Genomic DNA, 16,208 nt, shown 5'->3' with positions numbered 1-16,208 from the left:
AATCCACAAAGGATCCGGACCCCTCCCGAGGTGCTTGAAAGTGCCTAGCCGAAGGTGCGCTGGCGGGCCTTGATCGACTCGACGTAACGCTTGGTGTCGTCGTACATGCCGTACTTGCTGACCGAGTATTGGCCCTGGTAGTAGCCGGCGATCGCCGTGTCCAGGTCCTTGCTCGTGGCGATCAGCGCCCGGATGATGGCGACACCTGCCGTTGCATTGTCGTACGGATCCAGAAGGTTGAGCTTCCTGCCCACAAGGTCAGAGGCCCACTGACCGGAAGACGGGATGACCTGCATGGTGCCGATGGCGTTGGCGGGCGATACAGCCCGCTGGTCAAAACCGGATTCCTGTTCGGCGAAGGCCAAAGCCAACGAGGGGCTCACGCCCATCCGCCGTGCCGTATCGGCCACGATGCCCTTCATCTCAGCGCGGCTGGGAACGGGGGAGGCATTAAGCAATGCCTTGTTTTCGTTGGCGGAGCTGACAACAGCCGGCGGGTAGGTGAAGCCCAGGAACGTGCTGGGTACCAGCGGTTTGGTGTCGCCGGCCGGCTGGAGGCTGGCACCGGGGATAGTGAGCTTCTGGCCTGGGTAAATGACGGTGGTTGCTGTCACGTTGTTGGCCGTCATCAAGGCGCTCAAGGAAACTCCGTGGCGTGACGCGATGGAGCTCAGGGTGTCGCCGGCCTTGATGGTGTACGAGCCCGTGGTGGCCAGGGGAGTGGGCGCAGGCGCGGGCGCTGGAGCAGGAGTTGACGGCGTCGCGGGCGCGGTTCCGCCGCTGACTTTGATCTTCTGCCCGGGGTAGATGATGGAGCTGCCGTTGAGGTTGTTCCAGCTGAAAATGCTGGACAGCGGCACGCCATGCTTGGCGGCGATTGCGCCCAAAGTATCCCCGGACACCACGGTGTAAACCGTTGCGTTGCTGGGGGCAGTGGGAGTCGTCGGGGCCGAAGGCTGCGCGGGTGCGGAGGTAGCCGTGCCCTTGAGTTTGATGGTCTGGCCCGGGTAGATCAGCGTCGTGGCCGTGAGTTTGTTCAGCTGGAGCACAGCATTGGTGTCCAGGTTGAATCGACGCGCAATGGCGCTGATGGTATCTCCGCGGACGATCGTGTAGGTGTCCGGAACTGACGGGGCCATGGGGCGCAGTGCAGCCGGGAGGGTTGCCGCGACCGCTTGGGCAGGGATCACGGTGGCGGTGCTGACCGCCTGGGCCTTCATGGCGGCAGCAAGGGTCGCAGGGATTTTGCGGGGCTGCGGGGCGGGGGCAGCCATGGACGGTTGAGCCAGGGCAAGCGAAGACAAAACCACGGCGGGAAGCGCAGCCGTGGTTGCCGCGATGACCGGCATGCTCATGGTTCGTTTCGGCGAGCGGGGCGTCGTCATGAAAGTGTCCTCATCTCAACAGCGGGGGCGATTGTTAGCGCTGTTGTCAGTGTTACCAATGTTACTGATGTTATCAATGGTGCAAGTGTGATCAGTGTGAATCTCTCACACTTATTCAATCGGCACAAGAATTCCCGGCGTCACGGATTATCCGCAGCTATTTATTCGGAATGAAATGGCGACAAACCGGCGATCCCTGGATACCGGCGTCGGGCTCCGGCTAGGCGCCGGGCGGGGCGGCGTGGCAACCTTGATCCGTGAGTAATGTAGAAAGCCTTGTTTCCGACTGGCTCCCGCTGCCGGATGTTGCCGAACTGTTGGAAGTATCCATCACCAAAGTCCATGGACTTTTGGACGAACGTGCACTGGTAGCCACCAGGCGTGGAGAACGGAATATCCGTTCGATCCCGGCCTTGTTTATCCAGGATGGGCATGTTGTGGACAGCTTGAAGGGAACCATTGCGGTTCTCAGCGATGCCGGCTACAACGACGAAGAACTGATCGTTTGGCTGTTCACCCCGGACGAATCACTGCGGGGCCGCCCCATCGACGCACTGCGCGAGGGGCGCAAGACAGAGATCAGGCGCCGCGCCCAGTCTTTGGCCTGGTAGCGTCGCCTTCCCTGCGCTGTCGCCTTCCCCGGCAGTAAAGACAAATAAAAGCAGACGACGACGGTTCCCACCGTCGTCGTCTGCGTCATGTCCTGCTGCCGTTGGCTTGCGCCGACGCTACTGACTCCTGCTAAGCGGCGCGGCTGACAGCTGCCTCCGCCAATTGGCCAAGGGCCCGCAACGGGACCTCGTCAAGCGGCAGGCGCTCCAAAGCTCCGAAGGCGCGGTTACTGAGCTCTGCGATGAGGGTCTCCGTAGCGTCCAAAGCGCCGCAATCAACCATGATGCGTCGAATCTCGGCTACGTCTGTTTCACCGAGACCCGGGCTACCGAGCACGCGGTCAAGGTAGTCCGCTTCCGCTGCAGGCGCTTGATTAAGGGCAAAGCCAACCAGAACGGTGCGCTTTCCCTCACGCAGATCATCGCCGGCGGGCTTGCCGGTGGTTTCAGGATCGCCGAAGACTCCCAGGACGTCGTCCCGCATCTGGAAGGCCTCGCCAAGTGGCAAGGAGAATTCCGAGTAGCTTTTCAAGAGCTCAGCGGGCGCTCCAGCCAGTGCACCGCCCAAGGCTAGGGGATGTTCAGTGGAGTACTTGGCGGATTTGTACCGGATGATCGATTGCGCGCGGTCCACAGAACCTGCCCGATCGCGGACCGGGCCCGCTACCTCTTCCAGGATGTCAAGGTATTGCCCGGCCATTACTTCTGCACGCATCACATTGAAGATCCGGCGCGCGGCAGTTCCCGCCGCAGCCCGGGGGCCGATCTCGGTGAACGCTTCCTCGCTGAAGGATAGGCACAGGTCGCCTGTCAGGATGGCAGCGGCGTCGCCAAAGCGCCCACTGTCGAGGGCCCAGCCATTGATCTCGTGAAGTTGGCCGAAGCGCTTGTGAACACTGGGACCACCACGGCGCGTATCCGAACGGTCAATGATGTCGTCATGGATGAGAGCTGCCGCCTGAAAGAGTTCCAGGGCACATCCCGCGGTAACAATGTTGGGGTCCTCCGCACGGCCGCCGGCACCCCTCCAACCCCAGTAGCACATCAGCGCGCGGAGGCGTTTGCCGCCCGTGACCAGATGTGAAATGGACCCGATGAGCGGTGCGACGTCGGCGGAGACGGTTGCCATGACCTCCTGCTGATCCGACAGGAAGCCCTTCAATCTTCCGGAGACGCCATTGATGAACTGCGTCTGTTCTGACGTGATGTGGGAGACGGCCGTCACTTGACGGACCCGGACGCCACGTTGGCGCCGATGGTGAAGGTGGAGACGCCTTCCTTCTGCCGCACCGATACGTTAACCGTTTCGCCGTCGCCGCGGATGAAGTCCAGGGAGGTGACGTTGCCCACGGCCTCCGGCCCGGGAACAAGTTTGAAGCCCTGGGCCTCCAATGAAGCCTTGTAATAGTCCACGACACCCTGCGGCGGAGCTTTGATGGTCCCCACCAAGGCCACTGTGGCCAGCGAAGCGCTCTTATCGAAGCTGCTGGAGCGAACCGATGTTTTGGGCATGACCGGAATGAGTTGCTCAGGGAAGCCGGGAACCAGTGCGTTCACGGTCGCCGTTGTCCCGGGCGCAGGGGTGGCTGACTCGGTGAAACCTGTGGTTTCCGGGACGGGCGACGACGCGGAGCCTGCAGGCGACGACGCGGACGACGGCGTGGACGTTCCCGTAGGGGATGGAGCGGCCGAACCATCGGATGACGGTGTGCATGCCGAGGCCGCCACGGCGACACCTACTGCGAGCAGGGCAAACCCTCGCGATTGAGGAGTTCCAAAGAGCTTCACAGTGTTCCTTCCTGGGGCTGAGCCTGACTGTGCCTCCAGTTTAGTCAGTGGCCGGGCATAGTATTGCCGTTGTGAGGCAGGAAGCATTCGGCGGCGCCCCAGGTGCCGGCCATGAGGCCGCCCGCAGCGCTGGAGATGCACTGCGGGAAATGCGGCGAACCAGCATCCTTCATGTGGACATGGACGCCTTCTTCGTCTCGGTGGAACTACGCAGCCGCCCCGAACTCCGCGGCAAGCCAGTCATAGTCGGATTTCCCGCGGAGCGCTCAGTGGTGCTTTCGGCTTCCTACGAGGCCCGCGCCACGGGCGTGAAGTCCGCCATGCCGATGTCAATCGCCATGAGGCGGTGCCCTGCCGCAGTAATCATCAATCCCCGGCACACTGTGTATTACGAAGTTTCCGCGCAGCTCATGGAGATCTTCGCATCCATCACTGACTTGGTGGAGCCGCTCAGCGTTGACGAAGCCTTCCTGGACGTGGGAGGGGCCATTCGAAGGCTCGGGTCGCCTTTGGATATCGGCCACCTCATTCGCCAAAGAGTCCAGACCGAACTTGGCATCACTGCGTCCGTGGGAATCGCAAGTACCAAGTTTGTGGCGAAGATCGCCTCCACGCGATGCAAGCCTGACGGCATCCTTCAGATCGATGCCGAGGACTCTATTCCCTATCTCCACAGCCTCCCGGTGAATGCGCTCTGGGGTGTCGGTGGAAAGACCGCGGAGGTCCTGGCGCGCCTGGGAATCCGCACCGTGGCTGATGTTGCCGCCACGCCACTGGCATCGCTGAAGAAGGTCCTGGGGGCCAGCGGCGAACATGTCCACCGTTTATCCATGGGTGTTGATCCTCGCCCTGTCACCCCCACCCGGCTTGAGAAGAGCATTGGGGCCGAAGAGACGTTCTCCGTCGACACCGGCGACGACGCCTTGCTCCACCGGGAATTGTTGAGGTTGTCGCACCGGACGGCAGCCCGTCTGCGGAGTTCGGGGATGCTCGCCAGGACCGTGGCACTTAAGCTGCGCTATTCGGACTTCTCCACCGTGACGCGCAGCCGCACCGTGCACTCTCCGGTGGACAGCGCGCAGATGATCTACCAGGTTGCCGTGCAGCTTCTGGAATCGTTGGGCTCACGATCCATGAGCGTCCGATTGGTGGGAGTACGGGCAGAGCAACTGGAACCAGCTGGCCAGACATCACTTCAGCTGAGTCTGGACCGCCGTGATGACAACTGGCGCGCTGCCGAGCAGGCATTGGACCGGGTGTCGGAACGCTTCGGTTCCAAAACCCTGCTGCCGGCCCGTCTTTTGGAACCGGGGAAGCCTCCAACCGGTCATTAGAACTTGTCTGCTTGCGCCGCCGGGCTCCACGCGTCTTTCAGAACGGCGTCGGACAAACTATCCTATTTATTACAGAGATTTAGATCGTCTGGACAAACTGTTTCCTGAACAGTCGGCCCTAAGATGCCCGCTGAACCAAGAGGGAATTTTGGGAACGATTTTCTTGGTCCGATCGTTTTGGGTAACAGACGCACAAGACGCGTTGTGTCCAGACGCTGGCTGACTAAAGGAGGTCGCGATGCCCCTCTCGGAGCATGAACAGAAGCTGCTTGAGCAACTCGAAAAGCAACTTCACGAGGACGATCCGAAGTTTGCCAACACCATGGGTTCGGATCCCATCCGCAGTTGGTCAACCCGGCATGTAATCATCGGCGTATTAGGCGCCATTGCCGGCATCCTCCTCTTGCTTGTCGGGGTTTCATTGCAGGCGATACCGGTGGGTGTCCTCGGCTTTGTTGTCATGGGTGCTGGTGTCTACTTCGCCACCTTGCGTGGTGCGGCCTTCGGTAAGGCCAACAAAGGAAAGCCAGGCAAGGCCAAGCCCAAGAGTTCTTTCATGAGCAGCTTGGAAGAGCGATGGGACGAACGGCGTCGCGACGACTCCTGAGCAGCCGCTCCGGTCCCGCATGTGGCGGCCGGTGACCAACGTGTTTGAAGCTTGCCCCTGATGTTCCCGAGGGGATCAACGAAAGACCCGCACTGCGGGTCTTTTCGCGTTTAAAGAGCCTGACCGTCAACAGGGGCCACATCCTCCACTGCGCGCCCCTGACTCCACTTTCCACCACCAGGGGGCACTTTCCTCCGGCCAAGGGGCTAAAAATGGTGGATTCGGCCCTGTGAAGTCAATCTCACCTACCGAATCCCGTCCTGCCCATAGCTGCCGGTGCACGTCCTCCACTTTCCGCCGCAGCGCGGAATCCCGCGCCATTTCAGGCCTCCTGAATCTCAAAGTGGTGGAGAAACACCCCTTCCTGCGTTGACTGTGGGGCGTTGTGGAGTAAAGTGGAGCGCATAAGAGGGTAGTGGCAGTGTTGGGGCATGAACGGGCACCTTGACTGAGGGGCGGTGGGGCCAGTGTTTCTGGGTACTCACTCGCCGCGTCTCGATGAAAAGGGCCGGATCATACTTCCCGCGAAGTTTCGTGAGGAGCTTGCCGAGGGACTGGTCCTCACCAGGGGCCAGGAACGCTGCATCTACGTCTTCAGCCAGAAGGAATTCGAGCGTATTCACGAATCGATGCGGGAGGCACCACTGTCTTCCAAGCAGGCTCGCGATTACATTCGCGTTTTTCTGTCCGGAGCCTCTGACGAAGTACCTGACAAGCAGGGGCGCGTGACGATTCCGCCGGCGCTCCGGGCATATGCAGGCCTTGGTCGGGAACTGGCAGTAATCGGTGCCGGTACCCGCGCAGAGATCTGGGATGCCGATGCTTGGAATGAGTACCTCAACGAGAAGGAAGCCGCCTTCTCGGAAACGGATGACGACAATCTGCCCGGGTTCATCTAACCGGTCGGAGGGAACAGCGGTACCGCTTCTTGAATGGGATCTCCAGCCGCCCATCGAACAGTCTTCCTGGCTCACCTTCCCCTGAGCCAGGCCGGCGGAACGATAGGCGCGGATGGGGATCCGATTCAAGAAACAGCATGCCAGCGATGGAAGAAAGAGGAGGCAGCGTGGAAGAGCAGGACGCGGCAAAGCCCACATCAGAGCGCCACGTACCCGTCCTCAAAGATCGCTGCATCAATCTCCTGGCTCCTGGTTTCGAGGCCGCCCGTAAGAACGGTGCAACACCCGTGGCTATCGATGCGACGCTGGGCATGGGCGGCCACTCCGAGGCCATGCTGCAGCGCTTCCCCGACCTTCACTTGGTGGGCATTGACCGCGATGAGGAAGCACTTGCCTTGGCTGGTGCACGGTTGGAGCCTTTCTCCGCCCGAACGGACCTGGTTCACGCCGTATACGACGAGATCGAGGACGTCCTGGCGGACCTTGGCATCCCGGAAGTCCACGGCATCCTCATGGATCTGGGAGTGTCCTCCCTGCAGCTGGATGAGCGGGAGCGAGGCTTTGCCTACTCTTACGACGCTCCGCTGGACATGCGCATGGACACCAGCCGCGGGCAGACTGCGGCCGACGTCGTTAACCGGTACAGCGAAGACGAATTGGTCAGGATTATCCGCAAATGGGGCGAGGAGAAGTTCGCGGGGCGGATTGCCAACCGGATCGTCAACGCACGGGCGGAAAAGCCCTTCGCTACTACCGGGGAACTCGTCGAACAGATCCGCAGTGTTGTTCCGGCGGCGGCAGCCAAGAGTGGCGGCCACCCCGCCAAGCGAACCTTCCAGGCATTGCGTATTGAAGTCAACGAGGAACTTGACGTCCTGGAGCGTGCGGTTCCCGCGGCGGTGGCAGCCACCGCGATGGGCGGGCGGATCGTGGTCATGTCGTATCACTCCCTTGAGGACAAAATCGTCAAGTCGGTTTTCCAATCCGGATCCAAATCCTCGGCCCCACTCGGCTTCCCTGTGGAACTTGAAGAACATAAGCCCGAACTAAAGACCATTACCAAGGGCACCGAAGTGCCTACGGCAGCAGAAATCGCCGAAAACCCCCGCGCGGCGTCCGCCCGATTGAGGGCTGTGGAGCGCATCAAACCAAGGAGAGACGCATGAGCAACGCCGCAGCGAAGACACTGCCCTCCGTGGTGGGCAATACCGCCCGGGCGCTCCCTGCGCCAGCAGGAAAACCCGACGCCGGCCGTAAGGCACGTACCCCCCTTTCCCTCGTGCGCAGCACACCTGGAAAGCGGCGGACGCCCTTTGTGGTGCTGTGCTTTGTGGCAATGGCTGCTGCCCTCCTGACGGTCCTCGTCTTGAACATCTCGGTCTCCACTGCCCAGTACCAGTTGGTGCAGCTCAAGGCCGAAGCTGCCACCTTGAACAAGGAAAACCAGGACCTGACACAGAAGAAGCAGAACTACGAGGCTCCGCAGAATCTGGCAGCGAAGGCTGCAGAATTGGGAATGGTACCGTCCACCGTTAAAGGCCAGATCGACCTCAATACCCTGGCGGTCACCGGCAAGGCAACCCCTGCAGTCAAGGGAGATAATCCCGGGGCCCAGATCGCCCCGCCGGCTGTGGCAGGCATGCTTGATGTGGTTCCATCCGTGACTACCAAGGATCCGCTGGAAAACCTTAAGCCCGTCACCCCGGTGGCGCCGGCAGCACCCGCAGCCGCAACTCCGGCTGCACCCGCAGCATCCCCGGCAGCGACACCGCCGGTTGAACTCAATGGGGGATCAGTCCCGGCTCCCCAGCAGAAGGCACCCGGGCAGTAGTCCATCAGTCCACTGAAGCAAGGCCAGCAGCAAGGAATCAACGTGGCTCAGAACCCCGGCACATCGAAAAAAACGAAGACGCCGGCGGCAAGAAAGCGGTTGCGGGTTGGCCTCGGCATCATGCTGACGCTGCTCTTGGTGGTGGGCGGAAAACTCTTCATGGTCCAGGGCCTGGATATGGGCGGGATGGCCGAGGCTGCCTTGGCTAAACGCCTGACGCCCCAGGTTTTGCCCGCAGAACGTGGACAGATCGTAGATGCAAACGGCACCGTACTGGCCAGCAGTGTGATCCGCTACAACCTGGTGGTTGACCAGGTTCTGAACTCGAATACTCCGACGTTTAAGCGGTACAACGAAAAAACCGAAGAGGTCGAGGAGATCACCAGGGAGCAGGGGATCTCCGAACTTGCAGCCCTGCTGGGGTCCGATGAGGCCAAGATCCGCGAGGCACTTACGGGCGACAAGAAGTACTTTGTGGTGGCCAAAGATGTGAAGCCGGAACTGGAAGACCGGATCTCCAAGCTGAACATTCCTGGGATAGTTCCTGAAGGTGTCAGCAAGCGCGTGTATCCCAACGGCAGCGTAGCCGGTGGAGTGGTGGGCTTCCTCAAGGACGGCACCACCGGACAGGCCGGCATCGAACAAACCCAAGACGAGATTCTCCGTGGCGCTGAAGGAAAGCGTGTCTTTGAGATCGGCGCTGATGGCCTGCGGATCCCCGTTGCCACTGACGAACTCACGCCCGCCGTCGATGGCAGTGACGTGAAGTTGACCCTTAACACCGACATTCAATACTTCGCGCAGCAAGCGATTCAAAGCCAAGTGAACAAGATGAATGCCGAGTGGGGCTCCATCATTGTGATGGATGCCAAAACCGGCAACCTGATCGCCTTGGCGGACACCAACGCCCCGGACCCCAACGACCCTGGCAAAGTGGACGCCAAGGACCGCGGCGTGCGTTCAGTGACGGCTGCCTACGAGCCCGGCTCCGTGCAGAAGATGATTACTGCCGCCGCTGCGATCGAAGAAGGTAAATCCTTCCCCCTGGATCATTTCACCATTCCGTCGTCCTACACGATTGACGGCCAAACCTTCACCGACGCTTTCGAGCACGGCACGGAGGAACGAACCCTGGCAGGAATCCTGGGCTGGTCCATGAACACTGGGACCGTCATGGTCGGCAGCCGGCTGAGCAAGGAGCAACGGTACGACTGGCTGAAGAAATTCGGTATTGGTGAGCAGACCGACATCGGCTTGCCCGCAGAAGCCACCGGCATCCTTGCCACACCCGATCAGTGGGATGAACGCCAGCAATATACCGTGCTCTTCGGACAGGGCGTCTCCCAGTCGACGCTCCAGACAGTTCGCGCTTTCCAGAGCATCGCCAATAACGGCGTCATGGTTCAGCCCAGGCTCATTGACAGCTACATCACTCCCGAAGGCCAGGAGCAGAAGGTTCCGGCGAAGGATTCCCGGCAAGTGGTGTCCAAGGAGACAGCGCAGCAGGTCCGGGACATCCTGGAGAGTGCCGTAACCGAGGGGCAGATCAAGGACGCTGCAATAGACGGCTACCGTGTGGGCGCGAAGACCGGAACGTCACAGGCGCCCCGTGAGGACGGGCTTCCCGGTTTCGATGGCTACACGGCGTCCATGGTGGGCATGGCGCCCATGGACGACCCCCGGTTCATCGTCGAAGTGGTGCTGCAACGTCCCAAGGGCAACATCTACGGACTCACCAACGGACCCGTGTTCCGTTCGGTCATGGCACAGGTGCTGCGGACGTACAACGTGGCGCCTTCCACGGGAACTCCCGCGCGCCTGCCCCAGTTCGTCAAGTAAGCTTCTTGGGCGTCTGTTTCGGCCCAAAATCGATCAACCACTAACGGCCCGGGCGCCGCTGGCCCCCAGCCGGTCGTTCCACGAGCACCAACGGAGAACCACGTGTCAGAGCACAATGAGGCAGCTAACAGCGCCACGACGCCGGATACCGGCCGGTCAGCCTTCCGCCCCGAATCCGTGGCCGCGGTGCCCCTGGCCACTATTGCTGAGGCTCTCGGAATCTCCGCTCCGGAGGGCAGTCACGGCAGGGGAGTGACAGGCATTACGCTCAACTCCAGGGCTGTGGAAGCCGGTGACCTTTACATGGCCTTGCCGGGGGCTTCCCGCCACGGCGCCGATTTCGTGCCCCAGGCGGTCGCCGCCGGTGCGGTCGCCGTTGTTACGGACGACGCCGGGGCGCGCCAACTTGCGCTGGCGGGCGAGCAGCCCGTTCCGGTGCTGATAGTCCAACAGCCGCGTACCGCCGTCGGGCATTTGGCCTCACTGATCTATCGCAGTCAGCCGGTGGAGGACGGTTATCCGTCGCTGTTTGGCGTCACGGGGACCAACGGAAAGACCACCACCACCTACTTCATCAACTCGTTGCTGCGGGCACTGGGCATGAATCCTGGCCTGATCGGGACCATCGAGATCGTGGCAGGCGGGGACCCCATCCCGAGCCTCCTGACCACTCCGGAGTCCACCGACGTCCACGCGCTGTTGGCCTTGATGCGTGAACGCGGCCTGGAGGCTGCGTCCATGGAAGTTTCATCCCACGCGATCTCCTATCACCGCGTGGATGGCGTGATGTTCAACGTGGCAGGCTTCACCAACCTCACCCAGGACCATCTGGACCTCCACGGCAGCATGGAAGAGTATTTCAAGACCAAAGCGGAACTCTTCACCGCCAGCAGGGCCAGGCACGCCGTTGTTACTGTGGACGATGAATGGGGACGGAAGCTGGCTGATGTGGCTGATATTCCAGTCACCACGCTTTCGGCCAAGGAGGGCAGCTCTGGTGCCGACTGGCAGGTGGCAGCCACCACTGCCCGTGGACTTGGCTCCGGGTTTGAACTCAGGCACACAGATGGACGGAGCCTGCGCGTCCACACTGGCCTGCCGGGTGACTTCAATGTAGCCAATGCCGCGTTGGCCACCGTCATGGTCCTTGCCTCCGGCGTTGACGAAAAGACGCTGCAAGCGGCCTTGGATGCCCACGATCCCTTCACGGTTGCCGTTCCGGGCCGTATGCAGTTGGTCTCAACAGAGCCCGCCTCCGTTGTTGATTTTGCCCACAATCCTGATGCCCTGGCCCGTGCTTTGGAAGCCGTCCGCTCGCCTGAAGAGGGCTCTCGGGTGATTGTGGTCTTCGGAGCTACGGGCCAACGCGACCAAGGCAAGAGGCCCACCATGGGAGCCATTGCGGCACGCCTTGCTGACATCGTTATTGTCAGCGATGACGATCCCCACGACGAAGACGCCGCATCCATTCGCAGCGATGTCCTACAAGGCGCTTACGCAGCCCGTGATGCGGAGCATCTGGGCTGCGAAATTGTCGAGTCCTTCCCTCGTGATGCCGCGATTCGTCTGGCCGTTGACATGGCAACGTCAAAGGACACCATCCTCATCGCGGGCCGTGGCCACGAGGTCTGGCAAGAGGTCAAGGGCGTAAACCTGGCACTGGATGACCGCGTGGAATTGCGGGCGGCCTTGACATCCAAGGGATTCAGCGTTTCAACGGACCAGCGGATAGAGTCCTAAACCGAGATGATTGCATTTACTGCGGCGGAGATCGCCGACATCACCCATGGCCGATTGACCGGAAACACGGACGTCGTGCCCACCTCCGTCGTCACTGATTCACGGGAAGCAGTTCCCGGTTCGTTGTACGTGGCCAAACCTGGCGAACACGCAGACGGCCACGACTTCGTCGATGCCGCTTTCCAGCGCGGCGCCGTTTTGGTCCTGGCCGAACGCGATGTGGCCGATGCCGGCGGGAACCCCTTTCCCGCCGTCGTAGTGGACGACGCTGTCCTGGCCATGGGCGCGCTGGCAGCGGAATCCGTGCGTCGAATCCGCGCCGCGCGTCAGCAGCGTGGCGAGGACTTCACTGTGGTTGGTATTACCGGCTCCGCCGGCAAGACCACCACCAAGGATCTCCTTGCGGGCTTGCTGGCCACGGCGGGCAAGACCGTGGCCCCCCAGGGCTCCTACAACGGCGAAGTGGGCGTTCCGCTGACGGTGTTTGCTGCCGACGCCGACACCCGGTTCCTGGTCATTGAAATGGGTGCAACCGGCCTTGGCCACATCAGATACCTGGCAGATATGGTCAAGCCGGACATTGGGGTGGTCCTGGTGGTTGGCACAGCGCACGCCGGTGAATTCGGTGGCGTGGAGAACATCGCAAAGACCAAGGGGGAGCTCGTTGAAGCCCTGAGTGAGCACGGCACCGCAGTGATCAACCTGGACGATGGCCGCGTTGCTGCCATGCGCTCCCGCACTAAAGCAAAAGTTCTGGGATTCACCGCCTCGCCGGCCACCACTGAGGAAGTCGAAGCCCGAAACGTTGTGGTTAACGAGCAAGGGTACCCGGACTTCGATCTTGTCCTGCCCGACGGCGGCCCGTCCGTTGAGGTGCGGAGCCGCCTGATCGGCGGACACCACGTGACGAACTTGTTGGCAGCCGCTGCAGCCGCATTCGCCGCAGGCCTTCCGGCACACCAGATTGCCTCCTCACTCAGTTCCCAGTCAGCGGCCAGCCGCTGGCGTATGGAGCGTACTGAACGTGAAGACGGCGTCACCATCATCAATGACGCCTACAACGCAAACCCCGAATCCATGCGAGCAGCTCTGCGCACCCTTGCCGATCTTGGCCAGGGGCGGCGGACCTGGGCTGTGCTTGGTGCCATGCTCGAACTGGGCGAGGACTCCATCCGCGAGCACACAGCAGTGGGCACTCAGGTGGTCCGACTGAATATCTCACGGCTGGTAGTGGTGGGTCGCGAGGCCCGCGCCCTCTACGTCTCGGCCATTCAGGAAGGATCCTGGGGGGACGAGTGTTCGTTCACTGAGACGGTGGAAGAAGCTTATGAGCTTCTGCAAAATGAACTGGAACCCGGTGACCTGGTGTTATTCAAATCCTCCAACGGCGTAGGTCTAAGGCATTTGGGTGATCGGATAGCATTACCTCCACGGGCCGAGCCCACCGGAGAAAACGCGGCTGAAGCTGCCGCAAACGAAGGGAACGAGCTGCTGTGATTGCACTTTTGATCGGCGCCGGCGTCGCCCTTCTGGTGGCCCTGATAGGGACGCCGCTTTTCATCAGGTTCCTCGTAGCCAAGAGCTACGGGCAGTTCATCCGTGATGACGGACCCACATCGCACCACACCAAGCGCGGAACGCCCACCATGGGCGGCACAGTGGTTGTGGCGGCTGTGCTGATCAGCTACTTCGTGACGCATCTGATCATGTGGATGATGAACCCGCGATCGCCCGGGCCTTCCGCTTCAGGGCTTCTGCTCCTGTTCCTCATGGTCGGCATGGGCTTTGTGGGCTTCCTTGACGACTACATCAAGATCTCCAACAAACGCAGCCTGGGACTCAACGCACGGGCCAAGCTGATCCTGCAGGCCGCCGTCGGCATCATCTTCGCGGTGCTGGTCCTGCAGTTCCCGAACGAAGATGGGTTGCGACCCGCATCAACCCAGATCTCTTTGGTGCGTGACATCCCCTGGCTGGATCTCGCTTTCGGAGGGACTGTCCTCGGCGCAATACTCTTCATTGTTTGGTCCAACCTGATCATCACTGCGGCCACCAACGGTGTGAACCTGACGGATGGCCTGGATGGACTGGCCGCAGGCGCCTCCATCATGGTCTTCGGCGCGTACACCATCATGGGCATCTGGCAGAACAACCAGGCCTGCGGATCGCCCCGTGAGGCCGGCAGCGGATGCTACCAAGTACGCGACCCCATGGATCTGGCCCTGCTGGCCGCGATCCTTAGTGCCGCCCTGGTGGGCTTCCTCTGGTGGAACACATCGCCTGCCAAGATTTTCATGGGAGACACCGGATCACTGGCGATCGGTGGCGCCGTGGCGGCTTTCGCCATCCTGTCGCGCACTGAACTCCTGCTGGCCTTCATCGGCGGCCTGTTCGTCCTGATCACCCTCTCGGTCATCATTCAGGTGGGCTTCTTCAAGCTCAGTGGCGGTAAACGTGTCTTCAAGATGGCACCGCTCCAACACCACTTTGAACTGAAGGGCTGGGCAGAAGTCACTGTGGTGGTCCGGTTCTGGATCCTCGCCGGACTCTTCGTAGCCGCCGGCCTCGGAATTTTCTACGCTGAATGGGTGGTACTGCTGTGAACGGAAGCCAGGAGACAACACCGTCGGCCGCCAACAGGCTCAACGAACTCACCAGCTGGGATGCTGACTGGAGCGGCCTGCGGGTGGTGGTGACGGGAATCGGCCTTTCAGGCTTCTCCGCTGCCGACACCCTCATCGAGCTCGGAGCCAAGGTGGTGGTGGTTGACGCAGCCACAACGCCCAAGGCGCAGGCCCAGGCTGACACGCTGAAAATCGTTGGTGCCGTTGATGTCCTGCTGGGCGAAGACGCCGTCAATGCCCTTCCGCTGATCGATGGTGCTATGCCGGAGCTGGTTGTCACGTCGCCAGGTTGGCGTCCGGACCAGGCACTCCTGGCCGCCGCCAAACGCAAGCACATCGCCGTGTGGGGCGATGTTGAGCTTGCTTGGCGGCTCCGGGTTCGTGCGGGACGCAAGACGGCGGATTGGCTCACGATCACGGGCACCAACGGCAAGACCACCACTGTGGGCATGACCGAATCCATGCTGCAGGCAGCAGGCCTCAAGGCCATCGCGGTGGGAAACGTGGGAACACCCATCCTGGACGCACTCCGGGATCCCGTTGACTACGATGCTTTCGCCGTTGAGCTTTCCAGCTTCCAGCTTCACTGGAGCCATTCGCTCTCACCCGTGGCCAGTGTCTGCCTCAACGTCGCTGAAGACCACGTTGACTGGCATGGCTCCTATGCTTCGTACTTGGCAGACAAAGCCAGGATTTATGCGAACACGCAAAAGGCCGCGATTTACAACGCCGAGCAAATCGAAACCGAACGCATGGTGGAGGACGCTGACGTCGTAGAGGGGTGCCGGGCCATCGGGTTCACCACCAATACACCGGCCATCAGCATGGTGGGTGTGGTGGACGGACTCTTGGTGGACCGCGCCTTCATCGCTGAACGGAAGGATTCCGCTGCAGAGCTTGCCGCCATGTCCGACCTCGGACCCGTGGCACCACGCCACATGGTTGCCAACGCGCTGGCAGCAGCCGCCTTGGTCCGCGCCTATGGGGTGGAACCGGCGGCAGTGAAGCAGGGGTTGGCGAATTACCTCCCGGGCGCCCATCGCATCCAACTGGTTGCCAAGCACAACGACATTCTGTGGATCAATGACTCCAAGGCAACCAACCCCCATGCTGCCTCGGCTGCGCTCTCTGCTTTCCAGCACGTTGTGTGGATTGCCGGCGGTCTCTCCAAGGGCGTGAACTATGACGACCTCGTCAAAGAGCACGCGCCACGGCTGAAGGCAGTGGTCCTCATTGGCACGGACACTGAAGCACTGGAAGGCTCGCTCCAGCGACACGCACCGGATGTCCCCGTGATAGCGCCGGCCAAGGGCGACACTGAAGGGGTGCAGACCGCAGCCGGTAACGCCGCCTCGCCCATCTACGGCGAGACCATCATGGCCCAGGCCGTGGCATCGGCGGCCGGCGTGGCAGCGTCAGGCGATACCGTCCTGATGGCACCTGCGGCTGCGTCCATGGATCAGTTCTCTTCCTACGCTCACCGTGGCGACGCTTTCGTCCAGGCAGTTCGCGAGCTTGTGGAAGGGCAGGCACCGACCACCGAGGAGTAA

14 protein-coding genes are annotated in these 16,208 nt (G+C 61.4%); 11 read left to right on the top strand and 3 right to left on the bottom strand.

From position 1 onward, the window contains the following. Positions 1-44 precede the first annotated feature (44 nt). Positions 45-1,385, bottom strand: a complete 1,341-nt coding sequence (locus BLW08_RS22260) for a LysM peptidoglycan-binding domain-containing protein (RefSeq protein ID WP_091328284.1) — start codon at positions 1,383-1,385, stop codon at positions 45-47. Between the two features lie 257 nt (positions 1,386-1,642). Between BLW08_RS22260 and BLW08_RS22255 the strand changes: the two genes are divergently transcribed. Beyond that, complete coding sequence (locus BLW08_RS22255) at positions 1,643-1,996, top strand: Rv2175c family DNA-binding protein (RefSeq protein ID WP_090825614.1); 354 nt, start codon at positions 1,643-1,645, stop codon at positions 1,994-1,996. Between the two features lie 130 nt (positions 1,997-2,126). Here the strand turns inward: BLW08_RS22255 and BLW08_RS22250 are convergent, their stop codons facing one another. After that, on the bottom strand, positions 2,127-3,221 hold the full coding sequence (locus BLW08_RS22250) for a polyprenyl synthetase family protein (protein WP_090825619.1): 1,095 nt from the start codon (positions 3,219-3,221) through the stop codon (positions 2,127-2,129). After that, a complete protein-coding gene (locus tag BLW08_RS22245; protein WP_090825622.1) occupies positions 3,218-3,784 on the bottom strand; it encodes a hypothetical protein in 567 nt (188 codons plus the stop codon). Before BLW08_RS22245 ends, BLW08_RS22250 begins: the two co-directional genes overlap by 4 nt. Positions 3,785-3,855: 71 nt before the next feature. Here BLW08_RS22245 and dinB point away from each other — a divergent pair, with 71 nt between their 5' ends. From dinB to murD, 10 genes are all read left to right on the top strand, one after another. Next, entirely contained in the window at positions 3,856-5,118 is a 1,263-nt protein-coding gene (dinB, locus tag BLW08_RS22240) for a DNA polymerase IV (protein WP_091328281.1), read from the top strand. 238 nt (positions 5,119-5,356) lie between these two features. Then, positions 5,357-5,725 carry a DUF3040 domain-containing protein gene (locus tag BLW08_RS22235; RefSeq protein WP_090825628.1) on the top strand — a complete coding sequence of 123 codons (369 nt, stop codon included), beginning with the start codon at positions 5,357-5,359 and terminating at the stop codon, positions 5,723-5,725. Positions 5,726-6,192: 467 nt separating this feature from the next. Continuing rightward, on the top strand, positions 6,193-6,624 hold the full coding sequence (mraZ, locus tag BLW08_RS22230) for a division/cell wall cluster transcriptional repressor MraZ (protein ID WP_018779285.1): 432 nt from the start codon (positions 6,193-6,195) through the stop codon (positions 6,622-6,624). Positions 6,625-6,770: 146 nt separating this feature from the next. Continuing rightward, entirely contained in the window at positions 6,771-7,790 is a 1,020-nt protein-coding gene (rsmH, locus tag BLW08_RS22225; RefSeq protein WP_175538808.1) for a 16S rRNA (cytosine(1402)-N(4))-methyltransferase RsmH, read from the top strand. Then, on the top strand, positions 7,787-8,455 hold the full coding sequence (locus tag BLW08_RS22220; protein WP_090825634.1) for a cell division protein FtsL: 669 nt from the start codon (positions 7,787-7,789) through the stop codon (positions 8,453-8,455). Before rsmH ends, BLW08_RS22220 begins: the two co-directional genes overlap by 4 nt. 42 nt (positions 8,456-8,497) lie before the next feature. Beyond that, positions 8,498-10,294 carry a peptidoglycan D,D-transpeptidase FtsI family protein gene (locus BLW08_RS22215; RefSeq protein WP_090825637.1) on the top strand — a complete coding sequence of 599 codons (1,797 nt, stop codon included), beginning with the start codon at positions 8,498-8,500 and terminating at the stop codon, positions 10,292-10,294. A gap of 102 nt (positions 10,295-10,396) precedes the next feature. Next, entirely contained in the window at positions 10,397-12,034 is a 1,638-nt protein-coding gene (locus BLW08_RS22210) for a UDP-N-acetylmuramoyl-L-alanyl-D-glutamate--2,6-diaminopimelate ligase (protein ID WP_091328278.1), read from the top strand. Between the two features lie 6 nt (positions 12,035-12,040). Continuing rightward, positions 12,041-13,531, top strand: coding sequence for a UDP-N-acetylmuramoyl-tripeptide--D-alanyl-D-alanine ligase (gene murF / locus BLW08_RS22205; RefSeq protein ID WP_091328276.1), 1,491 nt, complete (start codon positions 12,041-12,043; stop codon positions 13,529-13,531). Continuing rightward, on the top strand, positions 13,528-14,637 hold the full coding sequence (gene mraY / locus BLW08_RS22200) for a phospho-N-acetylmuramoyl-pentapeptide-transferase (RefSeq protein ID WP_026542506.1): 1,110 nt from the start codon (positions 13,528-13,530) through the stop codon (positions 14,635-14,637). The genes murF and mraY overlap by 4 nt, the downstream gene beginning before the upstream one ends. Further along, positions 14,619-16,208 carry a UDP-N-acetylmuramoyl-L-alanine--D-glutamate ligase gene (gene murD / locus BLW08_RS22195; RefSeq protein WP_175538807.1) on the top strand — a complete coding sequence of 530 codons (1,590 nt, stop codon included), beginning with the start codon at positions 14,619-14,621 and terminating at the stop codon, positions 16,206-16,208. Before mraY ends, murD begins: the two co-directional genes overlap by 19 nt.

Origin of the sequence: Arthrobacter sp. cf158 (assembly GCF_900106835.1) — a bacterium.
Classification (GTDB): Bacteria; Actinomycetota; Actinomycetes; order Actinomycetales; family Micrococcaceae; genus Arthrobacter.
The sequence above is the reverse complement of the archived record's forward strand: the minus strand, read 5'-3'. Positions and strand labels throughout refer to the sequence as shown.

Coding starts and splice junctions, on each gene's coding strand:
- BLW08_RS22260 (WP_091328284.1), bottom strand. CDS start 1,385: ATGACGACGCCCCGCTCGCCGAAACGAACCATGAGCATGCCGGTCATC.
- BLW08_RS22235 (WP_090825628.1), top strand. CDS start 5,357: ATGCCCCTCTCGGAGCATGAACAGAAGCTGCTTGAGCAACTCGAAAAG.
- rsmH (WP_175538808.1), top strand. CDS start 6,771: ATGGAAGAAAGAGGAGGCAGCGTGGAAGAGCAGGACGCGGCAAAGCCC.
- murD (WP_175538807.1), top strand. CDS start 14,619: ATGGGTGGTACTGCTGTGAACGGAAGCCAGGAGACAACACCGTCGGCC.
- BLW08_RS22220 (WP_090825634.1), top strand. CDS start 7,787: ATGAGCAACGCCGCAGCGAAGACACTGCCCTCCGTGGTGGGCAATACC.
- murF (WP_091328276.1), top strand. CDS start 12,041: ATGATTGCATTTACTGCGGCGGAGATCGCCGACATCACCCATGGCCGA.